The 15,219-nt window shown below is 67.5% G+C and carries 14 protein-coding genes and 1 pseudogene; 3 read left to right on the forward strand and 12 right to left on the reverse strand.

The window, feature by feature from the left end:
* Positions 1–7: 7 nt before the first annotated feature.
* From FW760_RS25390 to FW760_RS25435, 10 genes are all read right to left on the reverse strand, one after another.
* Positions 8–673, reverse strand: coding sequence for an amino acid ABC transporter permease (locus FW760_RS25390; protein WP_043861058.1), 666 nt, complete (start codon positions 671–673; stop codon positions 8–10).
* Positions 666–2,447 carry a cis-3-hydroxy-L-proline dehydratase gene (gene lhpI, locus FW760_RS25395; protein ID WP_116054607.1) on the reverse strand — a complete coding sequence of 594 codons (1,782 nt, stop codon included), beginning with the start codon at positions 2,445–2,447 and terminating at the stop codon, positions 666–668. The genes FW760_RS25390 and lhpI overlap by 8 nt, the downstream gene beginning before the upstream one ends.
* A gap of 10 nt (positions 2,448–2,457) precedes the next feature.
* Positions 2,458–3,276: an ABC transporter substrate-binding protein gene (locus FW760_RS25400; RefSeq protein ID WP_043861060.1), complete on the reverse strand. Its 819-nt coding sequence runs from the start codon at positions 3,274–3,276 to the stop codon at positions 2,458–2,460.
* Between the two features lie 248 nt (positions 3,277–3,524).
* On the reverse strand, positions 3,525–4,274 hold the full coding sequence (locus FW760_RS25405; RefSeq protein WP_043861061.1) for an AraC family transcriptional regulator: 750 nt from the start codon (positions 4,272–4,274) through the stop codon (positions 3,525–3,527).
* A gap of 74 nt (positions 4,275–4,348) precedes the next feature.
* Complete coding sequence (locus tag FW760_RS25410; protein ID WP_116054604.1) at positions 4,349–5,605, reverse strand: NAD(P)/FAD-dependent oxidoreductase; 1,257 nt, start codon at positions 5,603–5,605, stop codon at positions 4,349–4,351.
* Positions 5,602–5,838 carry a 2Fe-2S iron-sulfur cluster-binding protein gene (locus FW760_RS25415; protein WP_043861063.1) on the reverse strand — a complete coding sequence of 79 codons (237 nt, stop codon included), beginning with the start codon at positions 5,836–5,838 and terminating at the stop codon, positions 5,602–5,604. The genes FW760_RS25410 and FW760_RS25415 overlap by 4 nt, the downstream gene beginning before the upstream one ends.
* Positions 5,831–6,946 (reverse strand): NAD(P)/FAD-dependent oxidoreductase, encoded by a 1,116-nt coding sequence (locus FW760_RS25420; protein ID WP_054916113.1) that lies wholly within the window; start codon positions 6,944–6,946, stop codon positions 5,831–5,833. Before FW760_RS25420 ends, FW760_RS25415 begins: the two co-directional genes overlap by 8 nt.
* Positions 6,943–7,875 (reverse strand): 4-hydroxyproline epimerase, encoded by a 933-nt coding sequence (locus tag FW760_RS25425; RefSeq protein ID WP_054916112.1) that lies wholly within the window; start codon positions 7,873–7,875, stop codon positions 6,943–6,945. Before FW760_RS25425 ends, FW760_RS25420 begins: the two co-directional genes overlap by 4 nt.
* A 152-nt stretch (positions 7,876–8,027) precedes the next feature.
* Positions 8,028–8,732, reverse strand: a complete 705-nt coding sequence (locus FW760_RS25430) for a GntR family transcriptional regulator (RefSeq protein WP_043861088.1) — start codon at positions 8,730–8,732, stop codon at positions 8,028–8,030.
* A 42-nt stretch (positions 8,733–8,774) separates the two neighbouring features.
* On the reverse strand, positions 8,775–9,752 hold the full coding sequence (locus tag FW760_RS25435; protein ID WP_100633774.1) for a LysR family transcriptional regulator: 978 nt from the start codon (positions 9,750–9,752) through the stop codon (positions 8,775–8,777).
* Positions 9,753–9,865: 113 nt separating this feature from the next.
* On the opposite strand from FW760_RS25435, the gene FW760_RS25440 reads away from it, so the two are divergent.
* From FW760_RS25440 to FW760_RS25450, 3 genes and pseudogenes are all read left to right on the forward strand, one after another.
* Positions 9,866–10,753 (forward strand): SDR family oxidoreductase, encoded by an 888-nt coding sequence (locus FW760_RS25440; RefSeq protein WP_446444086.1) that lies wholly within the window; start codon positions 9,866–9,868, stop codon positions 10,751–10,753.
* Positions 10,754–11,027: 274 nt separating this feature from the next.
* Positions 11,028–11,672 (forward strand): annotated as a pseudogene (locus FW760_RS25445) (cache domain-containing protein); the annotation flags it as partial.
* Between the two features lie 105 nt (positions 11,673–11,777).
* Positions 11,778–12,536: a methyl-accepting chemotaxis protein gene (locus FW760_RS25450; protein WP_370409121.1), complete on the forward strand. Its 759-nt coding sequence runs from the start codon at positions 11,778–11,780 to the stop codon at positions 12,534–12,536.
* Between the two features lie 216 nt (positions 12,537–12,752).
* Here FW760_RS25450 and FW760_RS25455 read toward each other — a convergent pair whose 3' ends face one another.
* Both FW760_RS25455 and FW760_RS25460 read right to left on the reverse strand, forming a co-directional pair.
* Positions 12,753–14,033, reverse strand: a complete 1,281-nt coding sequence (locus tag FW760_RS25455) for an OprD family porin (RefSeq protein ID WP_446444087.1) — start codon at positions 14,031–14,033, stop codon at positions 12,753–12,755.
* A gap of 32 nt (positions 14,034–14,065) precedes the next feature.
* Complete coding sequence (locus FW760_RS25460) at positions 14,066–15,202, reverse strand: ABC transporter substrate-binding protein (RefSeq protein WP_043861069.1); 1,137 nt, start codon at positions 15,200–15,202, stop codon at positions 14,066–14,068.
* Between the last annotated feature and the right edge of the window lie 17 nt (positions 15,203–15,219).

Genomic DNA, 15,219 nt, shown 5'->3' on the forward strand with positions numbered 1-15,219 from the left:
CAGCTCCTCAGTAACGGAACAGCCGCCAGGCCATCAGCCGGGCCACCGCGACGATCAGCTTGGCGATCAGGTAATACAGCACCGCTGCAATGGCGAAGTACTCGAAGGTGCGGAAGGTCTTGACGTTGTAGTCCTGGGTCACGCCGGTGAGGTCGTTGTTGAGCCCCACGATCACCCCCAGCGAGGTCATCAGCACCGCCCACACCATCTGGTTGCTCAAGGGGTAGAACACCACCCGCAGCAGCTGCGGCACGATGATCATGCGGTAGGCCTGGAACGCGCTCATGCCCAGCGAGCGTGCCGCGCGCATCTGCGTGGTCGGCACTGCCTTGAGCCCGCCGCGAAAGTTCTCCGCCAGGTACCCGGCGTTGTTGAAGGTGATGCCGGCCAGCAGCGCGAACCACGAACTCACGTGCAGCCCCAGCGAGCCAAGCCCGAAGTACAGGATGTAGATCTGGAACAGCGAAGGGGTGTTGCGCGCAATCGATACCCAGGCATTGCCGATGCCGCGCAACACCGGCTGCTGCGCTTCACGCATCACGGTCAAGGCCAGGGCGATCAGCACGCCGAAGATCATCGACAGCGCGGCGGTCTCGAAGGTGACCCAGGCGCCGGCCAGCATGTCGGGCAGGGCGCGCAGGGCCGAGCGCCATTGGAAGGTGTAGTCAAACATGCGCGGAGCTCTCCTGTGGGGCGGCCGGCTGCAGCCAGGCCGGCAGGCGACCGCTGGCGCTGCCGGTGCAGGCGGCCTCGACGCACTCGCCAAGGCTGGCGAAATGCACCGCCCGGCCCGCCAGCCCGGGGGCGTAGTGGGCGTATTTGCCCGAGTTGGTCATCAGTGTGCGGGCGGCGGGCGGGATCACCGGCTCGCCGAGCATGCACCAGCAGGTGTCGGTCACCAGCACCGCGCCGAAGGCTTCGATCGGGGCAAGGTGGCCGGCGTCACGGGCCTGCTCCAGCACCGCACGGCCGCAGGTGATCACCAGGCTGACCGCCGGGTTGCGTGTGCGCCCGCGGCACAGCTGTGCCAGGTGCGCGAACTCGCCCAGGGAGAAGTGCGGGTTGCCCAGCGACACCAGGTCCACCTGGCTGTCACGGGCACTGTTCAGCTCGCGCCAGCTCACCAGCAGGTCGGCCAGGGCAATGCGTTTTACCGGCAGCACCTCGCCCGCGCTGACCGCCTGGGCCGGGTCCAGCGCTTCGGGTGTGACCCCGGCGATATGGAACAGCGGCGCCGCCGAGGTGGTGGCGAACGCGGCGCCGAAGGCCTTGAGGTCGTCGTGGGTCGGGGCAAAACGCTCCAGCCCCGTCACCAGCGGGATCTGGCTGCCGACCATGGCGCCGATGTGATAGCCCAGCAGCGGGTAGAACGCATCGTCCAGGTGGGTCAGCGCCGGCAGGTCGATCTGCACCCGCGCCTTGCGCTGGGCCTCCAGGTGGCAGCCGATCAGCGGCGCGCGGCCGGTCAGGGCGATGCAGATATCCAGGTAGTCGGGGTATTTCAGGGTACGCGCGCCGAGCACGCTGTTGGCGTACACCACGGCGTTGGACTCGGCCCACACGATCTGCTCGCCGAGCTTCGGCGCGCTGTCTAGCAGGTAGGGGGCGCAGGTAAAGCTCATTTGCGCGCCCATCGCCATGTAGGCATCGCCCAGCGCACTGGCAGGTTCGCCCAGCGCCGCGTCGATACCCAGTTCGCGCCAGCGGCGCTGGTCCACGGAAATCGAATTGAGGGTGGTCGGCACCCGCACCATGGCGCCCCACTGCACCAGCTGCTGCGCAAAGCGCAGGCTGGCGGGGCCGGTGTAGATGCAGCCGTCGATATGCGCCTGGCTGATGTCCACCAGGCTGTGTGCGCCCTGCAGCTCGGCCATGCGCAGCACGATCTGCATCGCCACCTGCGCGGCCTTGCCCAGGTCGCCCGCGAGCAAGGCCTGGTCGTGGTCGGTAAGGGTGAGGGTGGTCGGGCGCGTCGCCGCCGGCGGGCTGGCGGGGGCTGCCGGCAGCGCCTCGGCGGGGGCCTGGTCGAACAGCACCAGGCGCTCGCCCTGCACCTGCGCAAAGGCCTTGCCGCGCAGGGCGGCAAAGGCCTGCTGGCCGATGCACAGCACCGGCAGCGAGCGCCCGAACAGCAACTGCGCCACCAGCACGCCCAGGGTCAGGATCTCATCCGGTTCGGCCAGCACCAGTGCCGCCGGAGCATGGCCGTTGCTGATCAGCTCCATCATCACACTGCTGCCGGTGCACGAGCCGCGCCCGCTGGGAATGGCCAGCACGCGGCCGGCCAGGTGTGCGCCGCTGAGCGGGTGATGGCGGTCGATGACCTCGCCGCTGAAGGCGTCGACACCGCCCCAGAAACTCAGGCCGATGTCGGCGAACAGCAACTCGCCACTGGCCGCGCCATCGACCAGGCTACGCCCGTTCAGGGCAGTGGAAGGGCTGGGCATGCCGGGCACCTCAGTAGTAGACCTTCGGCACGGTCAGGTCGGTCGGCGGGATATCGGTGCCTACCCATTTGACGAACAGCTCGTTGTAGCGGCCGCTACGTACCTGCTGGTTGACGAACAGGTTGAGGTAGTTGAGCAGGCCGTACTCGTTGCGCTTGGCCCCCAGCGACACGTAGTCGATCACGTAGGGTGCGTTGCCGGCGATCTTCAGGTTCTTGTACTTGCCCGACTTGAGCGTGGCGGCGGCCACGGTGTTGGTCACCACGGTGGCATCGATGTGCCCCTGGGCCACGGCCAGGATGGTGTCGTTCTGCGACTGGTAGGCGCGGAAACTGCCGCTGCCCCACTGCTTCACGTCCTTCTCCAGTGCGATGGCTTCATAGGTGCCGCTGGTGTTGCCCAGGGCCTTGCCCTTGATGTCGTCGAAGCTGTTGATGCCGGTGTTGTCGCGGGTCAGCACGACCATCTGGAAGGCAAAGTAGGGCACCGTGAGGCCGACCGTCTTGGCCCGCTCCAGGGTGTCGGAGGTGGACGCCACGATCACGTCGGCCCGCCCCGAGACCAGCGCCGGGATACGGTCCGGGAACGGCGTCTCGACGATCTCGGCATCTACCCCGAGGACCTTCGCCAGGTCGTTGCAGTAGTCGACGTCGAAGCCGGCCGGCTTGTTGGCGTCGTCGCGAAAGCCCATGGGCGGGAAGTCCAGGGTCACGGCGCAGCGCAGCTTGCCGGAGCCGATGATGTCATCGAGCTTGTCGGCCTGGGCGGTGGCGATGAAGGAGGTACTGAGCACAGCGCTGAGAGCTACAACAAAAGCGGGGTTTTTCATGGAAGCCTCGTTTGTCGGAAGGTGCTGGTAGCGGGCGTATTGTGAATTTCGTATACGATATTTTTATAGCAATGCGCGTGCCTGTTTTTGCCCGCGCGATGCAATTGCTGTGCGGCCCTTGAGCCAGAGGACTTGCGTTGAATCCGGCAGGGCAGGCGGGCGGTGCGCAGGAAACGCTGCCCGGTGCCGGCGGTGTTACATATGGGAGCAGTGGGTGCGGCGGCGCACCCTAAAGGAACACACCGCGTCTAGCGACGGGTATCGCGGTACTGGCTTGGCGACAGGCTGGTGAGGGCGCGGAACTGGCGGCTGAACGCGCTGTGGTCGGTGTAGCCGCAGCGCAGGGCGATCTCGGTGATCGGCAGGTCGCTGTGGTGCAGCAGTCGCGAGGCTTCTTCAAGGCGCACCTTGTGGATCATCTGGCGCGGGGTGAGCTGGAACACACGCTTGCAGTTGCGCTCCAGCTGCGCGGCAGACAACCCGGCAATCGCGGTCAGCTCGGCCAGGCTCACGGGCCGTGCGAAGTGCTCGCGAATGTGCGCATCCACCGCCGCCAGGCGATCGAAGCCGGGGTGGCTGGCCTGGGGCGCCTGCAGGTCGCGGGAGATGCCGGCCAAGCCGACGATCTGGCCCTGGGTGTCGAACAGTGCCAGCTTGTGGGTCAGGCACCACACCGGCTGGTTGCCGAAGTACAGGTGCAGTTCGAGCTGGTCGGCCAGCTCGCGGCCGCTGTCGAGCACGCGGCGGTCCTGCGCGGTGTACAGCGGGCCGAAGCGTTCGGGGAACACGCTGTCGGCCGTCAGCCCCAGCAGCTCGTGGCTGTGCCTGAAGCCGCAGCGCCGCGCCAGGGTGTGGTTGACGAAGGCGTAGCGGGCCTGGGTGTCCTTGATGAAGAACACCACGTCGCTCAGCGTATCGAGCAGCGGCGCGATCGGCTGCAGGCTGCTCAGCAGGCTGGGCAGGTCGCAGGGCTGGAAGCTGTTGAGCGATACGTACATGGCGCTGACGGTCTGGTGGGCACCTTCGGGATCATAGAGATCCGGCGCCCGCCTCGAAAGCCCCGGGCTGCGTTTCATGCGGGCGGGGTGTCGTCCAGGCACAGCAGGGTCTCGATGCGCGCCGGGCTGAACGGCGGGCGCGGCGCCGAGGGCTGCCAGCCGAACAGGTGCTGCGCTGCGGCGCCGCACACCCGGCCCTGGCAGGCGCCCATGCCGCAGCGACTGCTCAGCTTGGCCTCGCGCCAGTCACGCTGGCCGGCGAGCTTGCTGTAGGGCACGTCCTCGCAGCGGCATACCAGGGTGTCGGGGCGCGCCAGTTGCTTGAGCTGCGGGGCAAGGGCGAAGGCGTGGTTGAGCGCCTTGGCGAAGCCCTGCCAGCGCGCTCGCTGCGGCCAGTGGCGGGCGGCGCCCTGGCGGTCGCCCACGGCCGCCAGCCCGGCAATGGTGCCTTCCACCAGCGCCAGTTCGCTGCCCCCAAAACCGGTGCATTCCCCCGCCGCGAACAGGCCCGGCTCACTGGTGGCCTGCCACGCATCCACGGCCAGCGCCTGGCCGTGGAGTGTGCAGCCCAGGGCCTGGCCGAGCTGGCTGTTGGGAATCAGGCCGAAGCCGCAGGCCAGGCGCTCGCAGGCCAGCTCGACCAGCTTGCCGTGCTGGCGCAGGCGCACGCCTTCGAGGCGCTCGGTGCCGAGTGCCTCCACCACATGGCTGTCGGTGCGGTAGTGGCGGTCGAACAGGCCGAACGCTTGCAGCAGCTTGTTTGGCCAGCGCGGCAGTTGTGCGACAAAACCCGCCACCGCGCCGCGGGTTGCCTGTTCGGCAACGCCTACCACCTGCGCGCCGTTGTGCCGCGCCGTGGCAGCGCTGGCCAGCAGCAGCGGGCCGCTGCCGGCGATCACCACGCGCTGGTCGCGCACCGGCAGGCCGCCCTTGACCAGTGCCTGCAGGCCACCGGCACCGGTCACGCCGGGCAGGGTCCAGCCGGGGAAGGGCAACAGCAGTTCGCGTGCGCCGGTGCACAGGATCAGCGTGTCGTAGTCGATCAACCAGCCGCGCTCGGCGTCTTCCACCAGCAACTGGCGCGGGCCGGTGGCGGCGATCACGCGGGTCTGCGGGTGGTGCTGCACATTGTTCAAGGCGCCCACGTGCTCGCGCAGGCGCTGTGCCTGCGCCGGCACGCTGGCCTGCGGGCCGTCGCGCCAGATCTGCCCGCCGGGCCAGGGGTTGTCGTCCAGCAGCACGATGCGTGCACCGCTGGGGGCAGCGGCCAGTGCGGCATTGAGGCCGGCCGGGCCGGCGCCGATGATCAGTACGTCGGCACGGGCGCTCATGCGCGGGTCTCCACCTGCATGCCGTCGCGGCACAGGGTCTGGCAGGCCAGGCGGCGCCGGCCGTCGATGCTCACCCGGCATTCCTGGCAGATGCCCATGCCGCACAGCGGTGCGCGGCGCTGGCCGCTCACCGAGGTACGCGTGCAGCCGTCGCCAGCCAGGGCCAGTGCAGCGGCCACGCTGGTGCCTTCGGCCACGCGCAGGGCACGTCCGTCCAGGGTCAGTTCAGGCATGGGTCGGTTCTCCGAGAAAACGCTGTGGCAGGTAGGCCTGTGCGGCCAGGGGCGGGTGTTCGTCGAACAGTTGCGCCACTAGCAGGTCGGCGGTGGCCGGGGCCGTGGTCACGCCCAGCCCTTCATGCCCCACCGCCAGCCACAGGCCGGGGCGTTGCGGGTGCTGGCCCACCAGCGGCAGGCCGTCGGGGCTGGCGGCGCGAAAGCCGGTCCAGGCGCGAATCGCATTGAGCTGGGCCAGCGCCGGCACGTATTCGGTGGCGCGCTTGAGCATCCTGGCAAGCATCCAGCCTTCTACCTGCGGGTCGGTGGTGCCGAACTGGCGTGAGGCACCGATGAACAGCTGGCCGGTAGGGCGCGGCTGGATATTGCACGCGGCCGACGGGCCGCTGGCGTTGTGCGCACTGGTCACGTAGCCCAGTTCCACCAGGGTGTGGGTGACCTGGCCGGGGTAGCGGTCGGTGATCAGCAGGTGGCCCTTCTTGGGTTGTATCGGCAGTTCGGGGCACAGTTCGGTGGCCTGGATACCGTTGGCCAGCACCACGGCCGTGGCGGCCAGCCACTGGCCGTCGTCCAGGCGCACGCGGGCGCCATCCACCTCGGCGACCCGTGCCTGGCGCTGGCTAATGCGCGGCTGGTCGAGCATCCAGCGTGCGGTGGCCGGGGCATACAGAATGCCGTCGTCCTCGATCAGCAGGCCGCCCTCCAGCCCTTCGCGCAGCAACGGTTCGCGTTCGCGCAATCGAGGTGCGCCGACCAGCTGGCAGATCACCCCATGGGCGCGCAGGTTGGCGTGCTTGTGCTCGGCCACGGCCATTTCTTCAGCGTTGGCGGCCAGCCACAGGGTGCCGTTGCTGCGGTAGGCGCAGCCTTCGGGCAGGTTGCGCGCAATGTCGCGCCAGCGTTGCAGCGAGTATTGGCTCAGGGCCAGTTCGGCGGGGTTGTCGTCCAGCACCAGCAGGTGGCCCATGCCGGCGGCGGTGGCGCCGGGCAGCCCGGCATCCAGCACCAGCACGTCGAGGCCGCGCCGGGCCAGGGCCTGGGCGCAGGCCGCGCCGATGATGCCGGCGCCCACCACGATCACATCGGCGGCCAGGCCCTGGGTCACAGGCGGATGCCCCAGGCGAACGGGTCGTCCTGCTCGATGATCAGCGTGGCTTCGGCGCTGATATGCGCGCGGCCGCGAATGGTCGGCACGATGCGATCGCCGGCGGTTTCGAACGAGCCTTCGAACTGGCTGCCGATCACGCTGGCCTGGCGCCAGATCTGGCCCGGTTGCAGCTTGCCGTCGGCGGCCAGGCACGCCAGCTTGGCGCTGGTGCCGGTGCCGCAGGGCGAGCGGTCATAGGCCTTGCCGGGGCACAGCACGAAGTTGCGGCTGTCGGCGTCGGGGTCGTCGGCGAACAGCTCGACGTGATCGATCAGGCCGCCGTCCTCGCCGCGCAGGCCCTGATCTTCCAGGGCCTGCTGCACGGCCACGGTGTAGGCGGTGAGCGCGTCGAGGTTGTCGCCGCTGATACGCAGGCCGTGCTCGGCCACCAGGAAGAACCAGTTGCCGCCCCAGGCGATATCGCCGGTCACTTCGCCGATGCCGGGCACCTGCACGCTGACGGCGTGGCGATAGCGGTAGGCGGGTACATTGCGCACGCTGACCGAGTGGTCGTCGTGCAGGGTGGCTTGCACGTTGCCCACGGGGGTTTCGAGGGTGTGGGTGCCGGGGCCGATCCTGCCCAGGTGGGCCAGCGAGATCACCAGGCCGATGGTGCCGTGGCCGCACATGCCCAGGTAGCCGGTGTTGTTGAAGAAAATCACCCCGGCGCAGGCGCTGGGGTCGACCGGTTCGCAGAGCAGTGCGCCTACCAGCACATCATTGCCGCGGGGTTCGAGCATGCAGGCGGCGCGCCACTGATCGTGGTGTTCGGCCAGCTGTTGCCTGCGTTCGGCCATGCTGCCGTGGCCCAGGTCGGGGAAGCCTGCGGTGACCAGGCGCGTGGGTTCGCCGCCGGTGTGGGAGTCGATCACGGTGATGCGTTTCATGGGGCGCGTCCGTTGGGGGTATGGACGCAAGGGTGGCGGTTGGTGGGGGGTGGCGTCTTGATGGAATTGCGCGGTGTGGATGACGAAATCGGCATAGGGCCATGACATGTCCGAACTGTTGCAACGCGCCATGGCCTGGGGGTTTTGAGAGGTCAGCCTTGTTGGCCCGGCTCCAGACTGGGGTGGGGCTTGGCCATCGGCAAGTGCTCCAGCAAGGTCTCGCACACCCCCGCAATATGCTCATCCAGCAAGCCCACCGCGCGCTCCACATCACCCGCCCGGCATGCATCGAGGATCTCGCGGTGTTCGTGGTCGGCACGCTCCTTGCCCGCCGACAGGCTCATCTGCATGCGCAGGTACCGCTCCAGCTTGTCGTTCACCGAACGGATCATGCTCACCAGAAACGGTCGCTGCGCCGGCTCGTACAGGCACGCATGCAACTCCCAGTTCAACTGCGCCCAGCGCCCCACATCGTTCTCGCCGATGAACTCCTGGCAGATGCGCTCGGCCTGTTCGAACGTGGCCTCGGTCATGTTCGGGATGGCCAGGCGCAACACCTTGTCCTCCAGCAACATGCGCACCTCGAACATCTGCGCCAGCTCGAAATCCGACAAGCGCGTGACCATCGCCCCCCGGTTGCGCTGGAACATCACCAGCCCCTCGGCCTCAAGCCGCTTGAGCGCCTCGCGCACCGGGATCTTGCTGACGTTGAACTGACGCGCGATGTCGTCCTGGCGAATCGGCTCGTCTTCGTCGAAGTGCCCGGCCACGATGGCATCGCGCAGGTGCCGGGTGATGATCTCGGACGTGGAGGGCGTGTTGCCCAGGTCCGGCGCGTTGAGTTTGGGTAGGTTCACGGTGGCAATCATTCGAGGGGATTTAGGGATATGGTATACGAATTATCTGGAAACGTTCGCCCGGGAGCGCGACGCGTTGCCACACGATGACGGCGACGGCGGCTCGAAACCGTCCCCCGACAGGCACTGGCGCAGGTGCGTCAGCAGCGTCGCGACCTTGGGCTGCGCCTGCCGGCTCTTGAGCCACGCCAGGTGAATCGGCAGGCCGTCGGTGGCCAGCGGCGCCAGCACCTGTACCAGGCTGCCGTCTTCCAGCTGACGGCGAATCAGCCAGGTCGGCAGCTGTGCGATGCCATGCCCGGCCAGCACTGCGGCCACCTGGCCCTCGGCATCGCCCACCGCCATGCGTGCCGGCATGATCCGACGCTCGGTATGCCCGGGGCGGGCGGTAGGGAAGTGCCACGGGCCGACCATGCCGTCATTGAGCCCGTACACGATGCAGCTGTGGCGTTCCAGTTCGAGCTCGTTGCCGGGCTCGCCATGACGCTCCAGGTACGCGGGGGCGGCGCAGAACACCACGCGCTGCGAGCCCAGGTAATGGTGCCCCACCGCCGCCGGCCAGCTTTGCGGCCCGCCGATGCGCACGAACAGGTCGATGCCGGCCTCGACCGGGTCCACGAAGCGGTCGGAGAAGGTCACGTGCGGCATCAGCAGCGCATGCTCGTGCACGCAGGCCAGAATCGCCGGCAGCCCGTGCAGGCGCCCGAAGGCCGCCGGCAGGTCGATGCGTACCCGGCCGCGCGGCTCGGCGTCTTGGGTGCTCAGCGCCAGCTCCGCCTCTTCTAGTTCGGCCAGCACGCCGGTGCAGGTGCGATAGAACGCCGCCCCGGCTTCGGTCAGCGCCACGCGCCGTGTTGTGCGTGCCAACAGGCGCGTGTGCAGCCGCGCCTCGAGCCGCGCGACGCTCTTGCTGACCGCCGAGCCGGTCAGGTTAAGGCGCTCGGCCGCGGCCTTGAAGCTGCCCAGGTCGGCCACGCAGACGAACACGTCGATGCCCTTGAGGCGTTCCGAAGAATACATGTGCCCACCCCATTGATGAATTGCAGTCACTTTACCCGGTAAAACATATCGCCAATACGCCGTTTGTTCCCGAGTAGCCTGATTCAACCTCTACTGCACAACAGGTTGCGACCATGCACGACACCAAGCCCACCGTCCTCATCACCGGCGCCACCGGCCAGATCGGCGGCGACACCCTGCGCTTTCTGCAAGGCGACGACACCATCGAACTGGTGGCCGCCGTGCGTTCGCCGGCCAAGGCGCAGCCCTTCGAGGCCCGTGGCATCCGCACGGTGATCATGGACTTCGACCACGAGCACACCCTGGCGCCGGCCCTGCAGGGCGTCGACCGGGTGCTGCTGGTGACCGGCTACAGCGTCGACATGCTGCGCCAGAGCAAGGCCTTTCTCGACCGCGCACGCCACGCCGGGGTGCAGCACGTGGTACACCTGGGGGCCTGTGGCGACGACGACGCCACCATCGGCCACTGGGCCTGGCACCAGTTCGTGGAGCGCTATGTGCAATGGTGCGGCTTCAGCTTCACCCACCTGCGCCCGGAGTGCTTCATGCAGAACCTGCTCAGCTACGACGGCACCCAGGCCGTGCGCAACGGCGTGATCGAACAGTACACCGGCCACACGCGGTTCAGCTGGGTCGACGGCGAAGACGTGGCGCGGGTGGCGGCGCAGGCCCTGCTGCACCCGCAGCGCCATGCCGGGCAGACCTACCGCCTGGGCTACGACGTGAAGTCCTACGACGAGGTGGCACAGGTGATGAGCGAGGTACTCGGCCAGCCGTGTCGCTATGACGCGCAATCACCCGACGTGTTTCTCGAAAACATGCGCGCCGCCGGCGCCGAGATGGCCTACATGAGCTGCGTGCACGACAACTTCACGCGCATGGCCGCCGGCACCATCCCCGGGGTCGACCAGGTGTTCGACAACTTCCAGGCCATCACCGGCCGCGAGCCGGTGCGCTGGGTGGATTTCGTGCGCAAGCACCGGGCTGCATTCGCCTACTGATCGAATACATGTCTGAATCTTTTTGTAAGAGGTAAATTCCAGATTAGAGGCTGGTCAATCTTCATTTTAAAATACAATAGTGTATGTTTGTGCGCGGTGCGCCTTGCGCCGTCGTGCATAACAATAAAATGAGGTATTGCCCCCTATGATCGGGTTGAGACATCTGCGTATCAGCACCCGCATCACCGTGCTGGTGATCGGTATCACCCTGTTTGTCGTGTTGCTCAGTGGCTGGCTGGGGCTGACCCTGCAACGCAGCCTGCTGCAGGAGAAGATGGCCGGTGTCGGCACTGCGCTGGACACCGCATCCACCCTGCTGGCGCATTATGAGAAGCAGGCCGAGGAAGGCCACCTGAGCCGCGCCGAGGCGCAGCGCCAGGCGGCAGAAATGGTCAGCCGCATTCGCTACCTGGGCGACAACTACCTGCTGATTCTCGACCTGCAGCACCGCATGCTCATGCACCCCAAGGCACCCGCCCTGGTGGGCAAGTCGCAGGCCGATTTCAAGGACGTCAACGGCAAGCCGTTCGCCCGTGAAATGATCGACCGGGCGGTGGCCCAGGGGCGCGGCACGGTCGAGTACTGGTTTCCGCGGGCAGCCGGGCAGGCGCCGGAATTCAAGGTGTCCGAGGTGGTGCTGTTCAAGCCCTGGGGCTGGGTGCTGGCCAGCGGCATCCACCCGCAGGACGTGCGCCACGAAGTGAACACGGTGCTGCGCATGCCGGCGTTGCTGGTGCTGGTGGCGTTGCTCGGCATGGCGCTGTGCGCCTGGCTGCTGATTCGCAGCATCACCCGGCCGCTCAACCACACCGTGCAGGCGCTGGCCCGCGCCACCGATGGCCACACCGACCTGACCTTGCGCCTGCCCACCGACGGCTTCGACGAGCTGACCCAGGTGGCGCACAGCTTCAACCGCCTGGTGGAGGCTGCGCACCGCGTCACCCGCAGCATGGCCAAGGCCAGCCAGCGCATCTCCAGCACCAGCGACAGCCTGGGGCAGATCACCGAGGCGGCGCAGCGCAGCATGCAGGCCCAGCAACTGGAGACCGACAGCGTGGTCACGGCCATGAGCGAGATGGTCAGCACCGTGCAGGACGTGGCGCACAACGCCAGCGTCGCCGCCAGCGCCACCCGCGATGCCGAGCAACAGGCCACGGCCGGCAGCGCCACGGTGCGCGATGCCGGTGAGGCGATTGGTGCGCTGGCCGAGGCGCTGGAGCACAGCCGCAGCGTGGTGGACCAACTGGCCACCGACTCGGGCAGTGTCGGGCGCGTACTGGACGTGATCACCGCGATTGCCGAGCAGACCAACCTGCTGGCGTTGAATGCTGCCATCGAGGCGGCGCGTGCAGGTGAGCACGGGCGTGGCTTTGCGGTGGTGGCGGACGAGGTGCGCACGTTGGCGCGGCGTACGCAGCAGTCGACGCTGGAGATCCAGCAGATCATCAACCGCGTGCAGGCCGGTGCCAGCCAGGCGGCGGCGCAGATCGGCGCCAACGTCGAGTCGGCGCAGCAGCCGGTGGCCGCCTCGGCGCGGGCCGGGCAGGCGCTGGCGTTGATCGATGCGTCGGCGTCCACGGTGAGCCAGATGACCTTGCAGATTGCCAGTGCGGCGGAGCAGCAGGCGGCCACGGCAGACGGTATCAACCGCAGCGTCACGCGCATCCACGACGCCTCGACGGTGAGCGCGCGCACCATCGAGCAGACGCGCCAGTCGTGTGATGAGCTGAGGGCGTTGGCGCAGCAGCTGGAGGAGCAGGTGGGGCAGGTGGTTACGGGGTAAATTGTGAGGGCCCCTTCGCGGGTCAAGCCCGCTCCCACAGGATCTCACCCGCCACGCCAGCATTTTGGACGCACCGCAAGACCCTGTGGGAGCGGGCTTGACCCGCGAGAGGCCTGACCAGGCACTGCAAGACAATCGGACTGTCATGGCCACCCTGGAATGCAAAACGCCCCGGCAAGCCGGGGCGTTTGTTCATCTACACACGATGCCAGCGCGTTACCAAAGCGCCACGGTGTAATCCACGTTCACCCGCAGCTCGTTGTCATCCCTGAACGCCGCAGTCGAGGCAAAGTCATTGCGGTACCACGCATGGCGCAACCGCAATGCAACGTTCTTGAACGTGCCGCTCTGCACCACGTACGACAACTCGATGTCCTTCTCGCTCTCGCTGCGCCCGCTGCCGCCCAGCGCATTCGGCAACTCGATGCGGCTGCCGTCCAGGTAACGCAGCATGCCCTTGAGCCCCGGTACGCCCAGGGCGACGAAGTCGTAGTCATAGCGCACCTGCCAGGTACGCTCCTTGGGGTTGAGGAACTCGCTGCTCAATGCGCCCTCGCTCACCACCATCGGCTCGGACCCGGCGATGTACGGCATCGCCGTATCGCCGCTCAATTGCATGTAGCCCAGCCCCAGGCTGTGTGCGCCCAGGCTGTAGGTGCTCATCACGCCGAAGGTACGGTTGTCGACCTTGCCGGCCCTGGCCGGGCCGTCCTCGCCGCTGATGTGGTAACGCACATCGGTCTTCAGGCGCCCGTTCGCCACCGCACGGCTGTCGACGAAGCCGACGTAGTCCTGGCGATAGATGTCCTCCAGCTGCGCATGGTAGTACTTGAGCACCAGCTGCTCGGACCACTGATAGTCGCCGCCGCCATAGGTAAAGCTGTCCGACTCGGCTGCACCATTGAAGCGCCGGTTGGGCGCGGCGACGGTGACCTTCTGGTAGTTGGTGGAATCGCGCTGGTTCATGCGGTCCAGGCGCCCGCCGCTGAGGGTCAGGTTGTCGATGTCCTGGGACTTGAACTGCACCCCGCGAAAGGTCTGCGGCAGTAGGCGCGTGGGGCTGGCGAACAGGATCGGCGAAAACGGTGCCAGGGTGCCGGCCTGCAGTTCGGTCCTGGAGACCTTGACCTTGCCGGTCAGGCCCAGCTCCGAATAATCGTCGCGCGGGTCGCGGTCCCTGGGGTCGAACGGCAGCAGCCCGGTGCCGGTGCGCGCGGGGCTGGAGTCCAGTTTCAGGCCCAGCATGGCCTGGGCATCCAGGCCGAAGCCGACGGTGCCCGGGGTGTAGCCGGAGGTGAAGCGCAGGATGAAACCCTGGGCCCATTCGCGTGTCGCCGACTGCGCCGATTCGCCCTTGTAGTCACGGTCGAAGTAGTAGTTGCGCGCGGTCAGGGTGGCCTTGCTGTCTTCGATGAAACCCTGGGCCAGCAGTGCCGGGCTGAGCCCGCACAGGGTGCCGAGGGCGAGGGTGGTGTTGACCCGTTTCAGAGTGCTCATGGATCTGCCTTTTTTATTATTGTTGTGGGGGTTTATTCAGGGGCATGCAGCAGGACCCATTGCTGGTCCTGCACGCTCACCAGTGCACGCGCGCGCTGGTCATGGCCGAAATGGTCGGTGGCGCTGAGGTTGTACACGCCATGGGTGCCGACCACGTCGCGGGTCTGCTCCAGCTGGTCGCGCAGTTGCTGGCGAAATTGCGCGGTGCCGGGCTCGGCACCCTTGAGCGCCGCCGGGGTGGCCGCCTGCACCAGCAGCATGGCGTCGTACAGGTAGGCGCCGAACGGCGACAGGCTGTTGTCGCCGTACTTGGCCTGGTAGTCCTGCGCGTACTGGCTGGCGATGGCCTTGGAGGGGTGGCTGGCGGGCAGCTTGTCCCACACCACCACCGGGCCCACCGGCAGTATCGCACCGTTGAGCGCCTTGTCGCCGATGCGCAGGAACGCGCTGTTGGCCGCGCCGTGGGTGTGGTACACGGTGCCCTTGTAGCCCAGCCGGCGCAGCTCGGTATGCGGCAGTGCCGCCGGGGTGCCGGTGGCGCCGATCAGCACCGCGTCGGGCTTGCTGCTCATCACCTTCAGCGCCTGGCCGCTGACCGACGAGTCGGTGCGGTTGAAGCGCTCGTCGCGCACCAGCGTGATGCCTGCCGCCGGCGCCATTTCGCTGAGCACCTTGTGCCAGTCTTCGCCCCACACATCGTTGTAGCCGATGTAGGCGAGGGTCTTCACACCGTTCTGCTGCATGTGCTCGATCAGCGCCTGGGCCATCAGGGTGTTGGTCTGGGCGATGGTGAAGATCCAGCTCTGCTCGCCGCTGGCGGGGCTGAACGGTGCCAGGGCGATCTGCGCGGTCTGGCTCTCCTTGGCGATCTGCGCGACTGCTGCCGAGGTGGGCACGGTGGTCGAGCCGATCAGCAGGTCGACCTTGTGCTCGCTGACCAGCTTGCGCGCGTTCTTGGCCGCGGCGGTACTGTCGCTGGCATCGTCCAGTACCACGTATTTGACGGCCTGCCCGGCAATCTCCCTGGGCAGCAGCGCCACGGTATTGCGCTCGGGGATGCCCAGCGAGGCCCCCGGGCCGGTGGTGGAGAGAATCACGCCGACGGTCATGTCGGCCTGTGCAGCGGTCGACAGCGTGGCCAGCAACAGCAAGGGAAGAATCGGTTTCATGCAAGCTCCTGATATTG

Source organism: Pseudomonas sp. 1176_21, assembly GCF_052850635.1.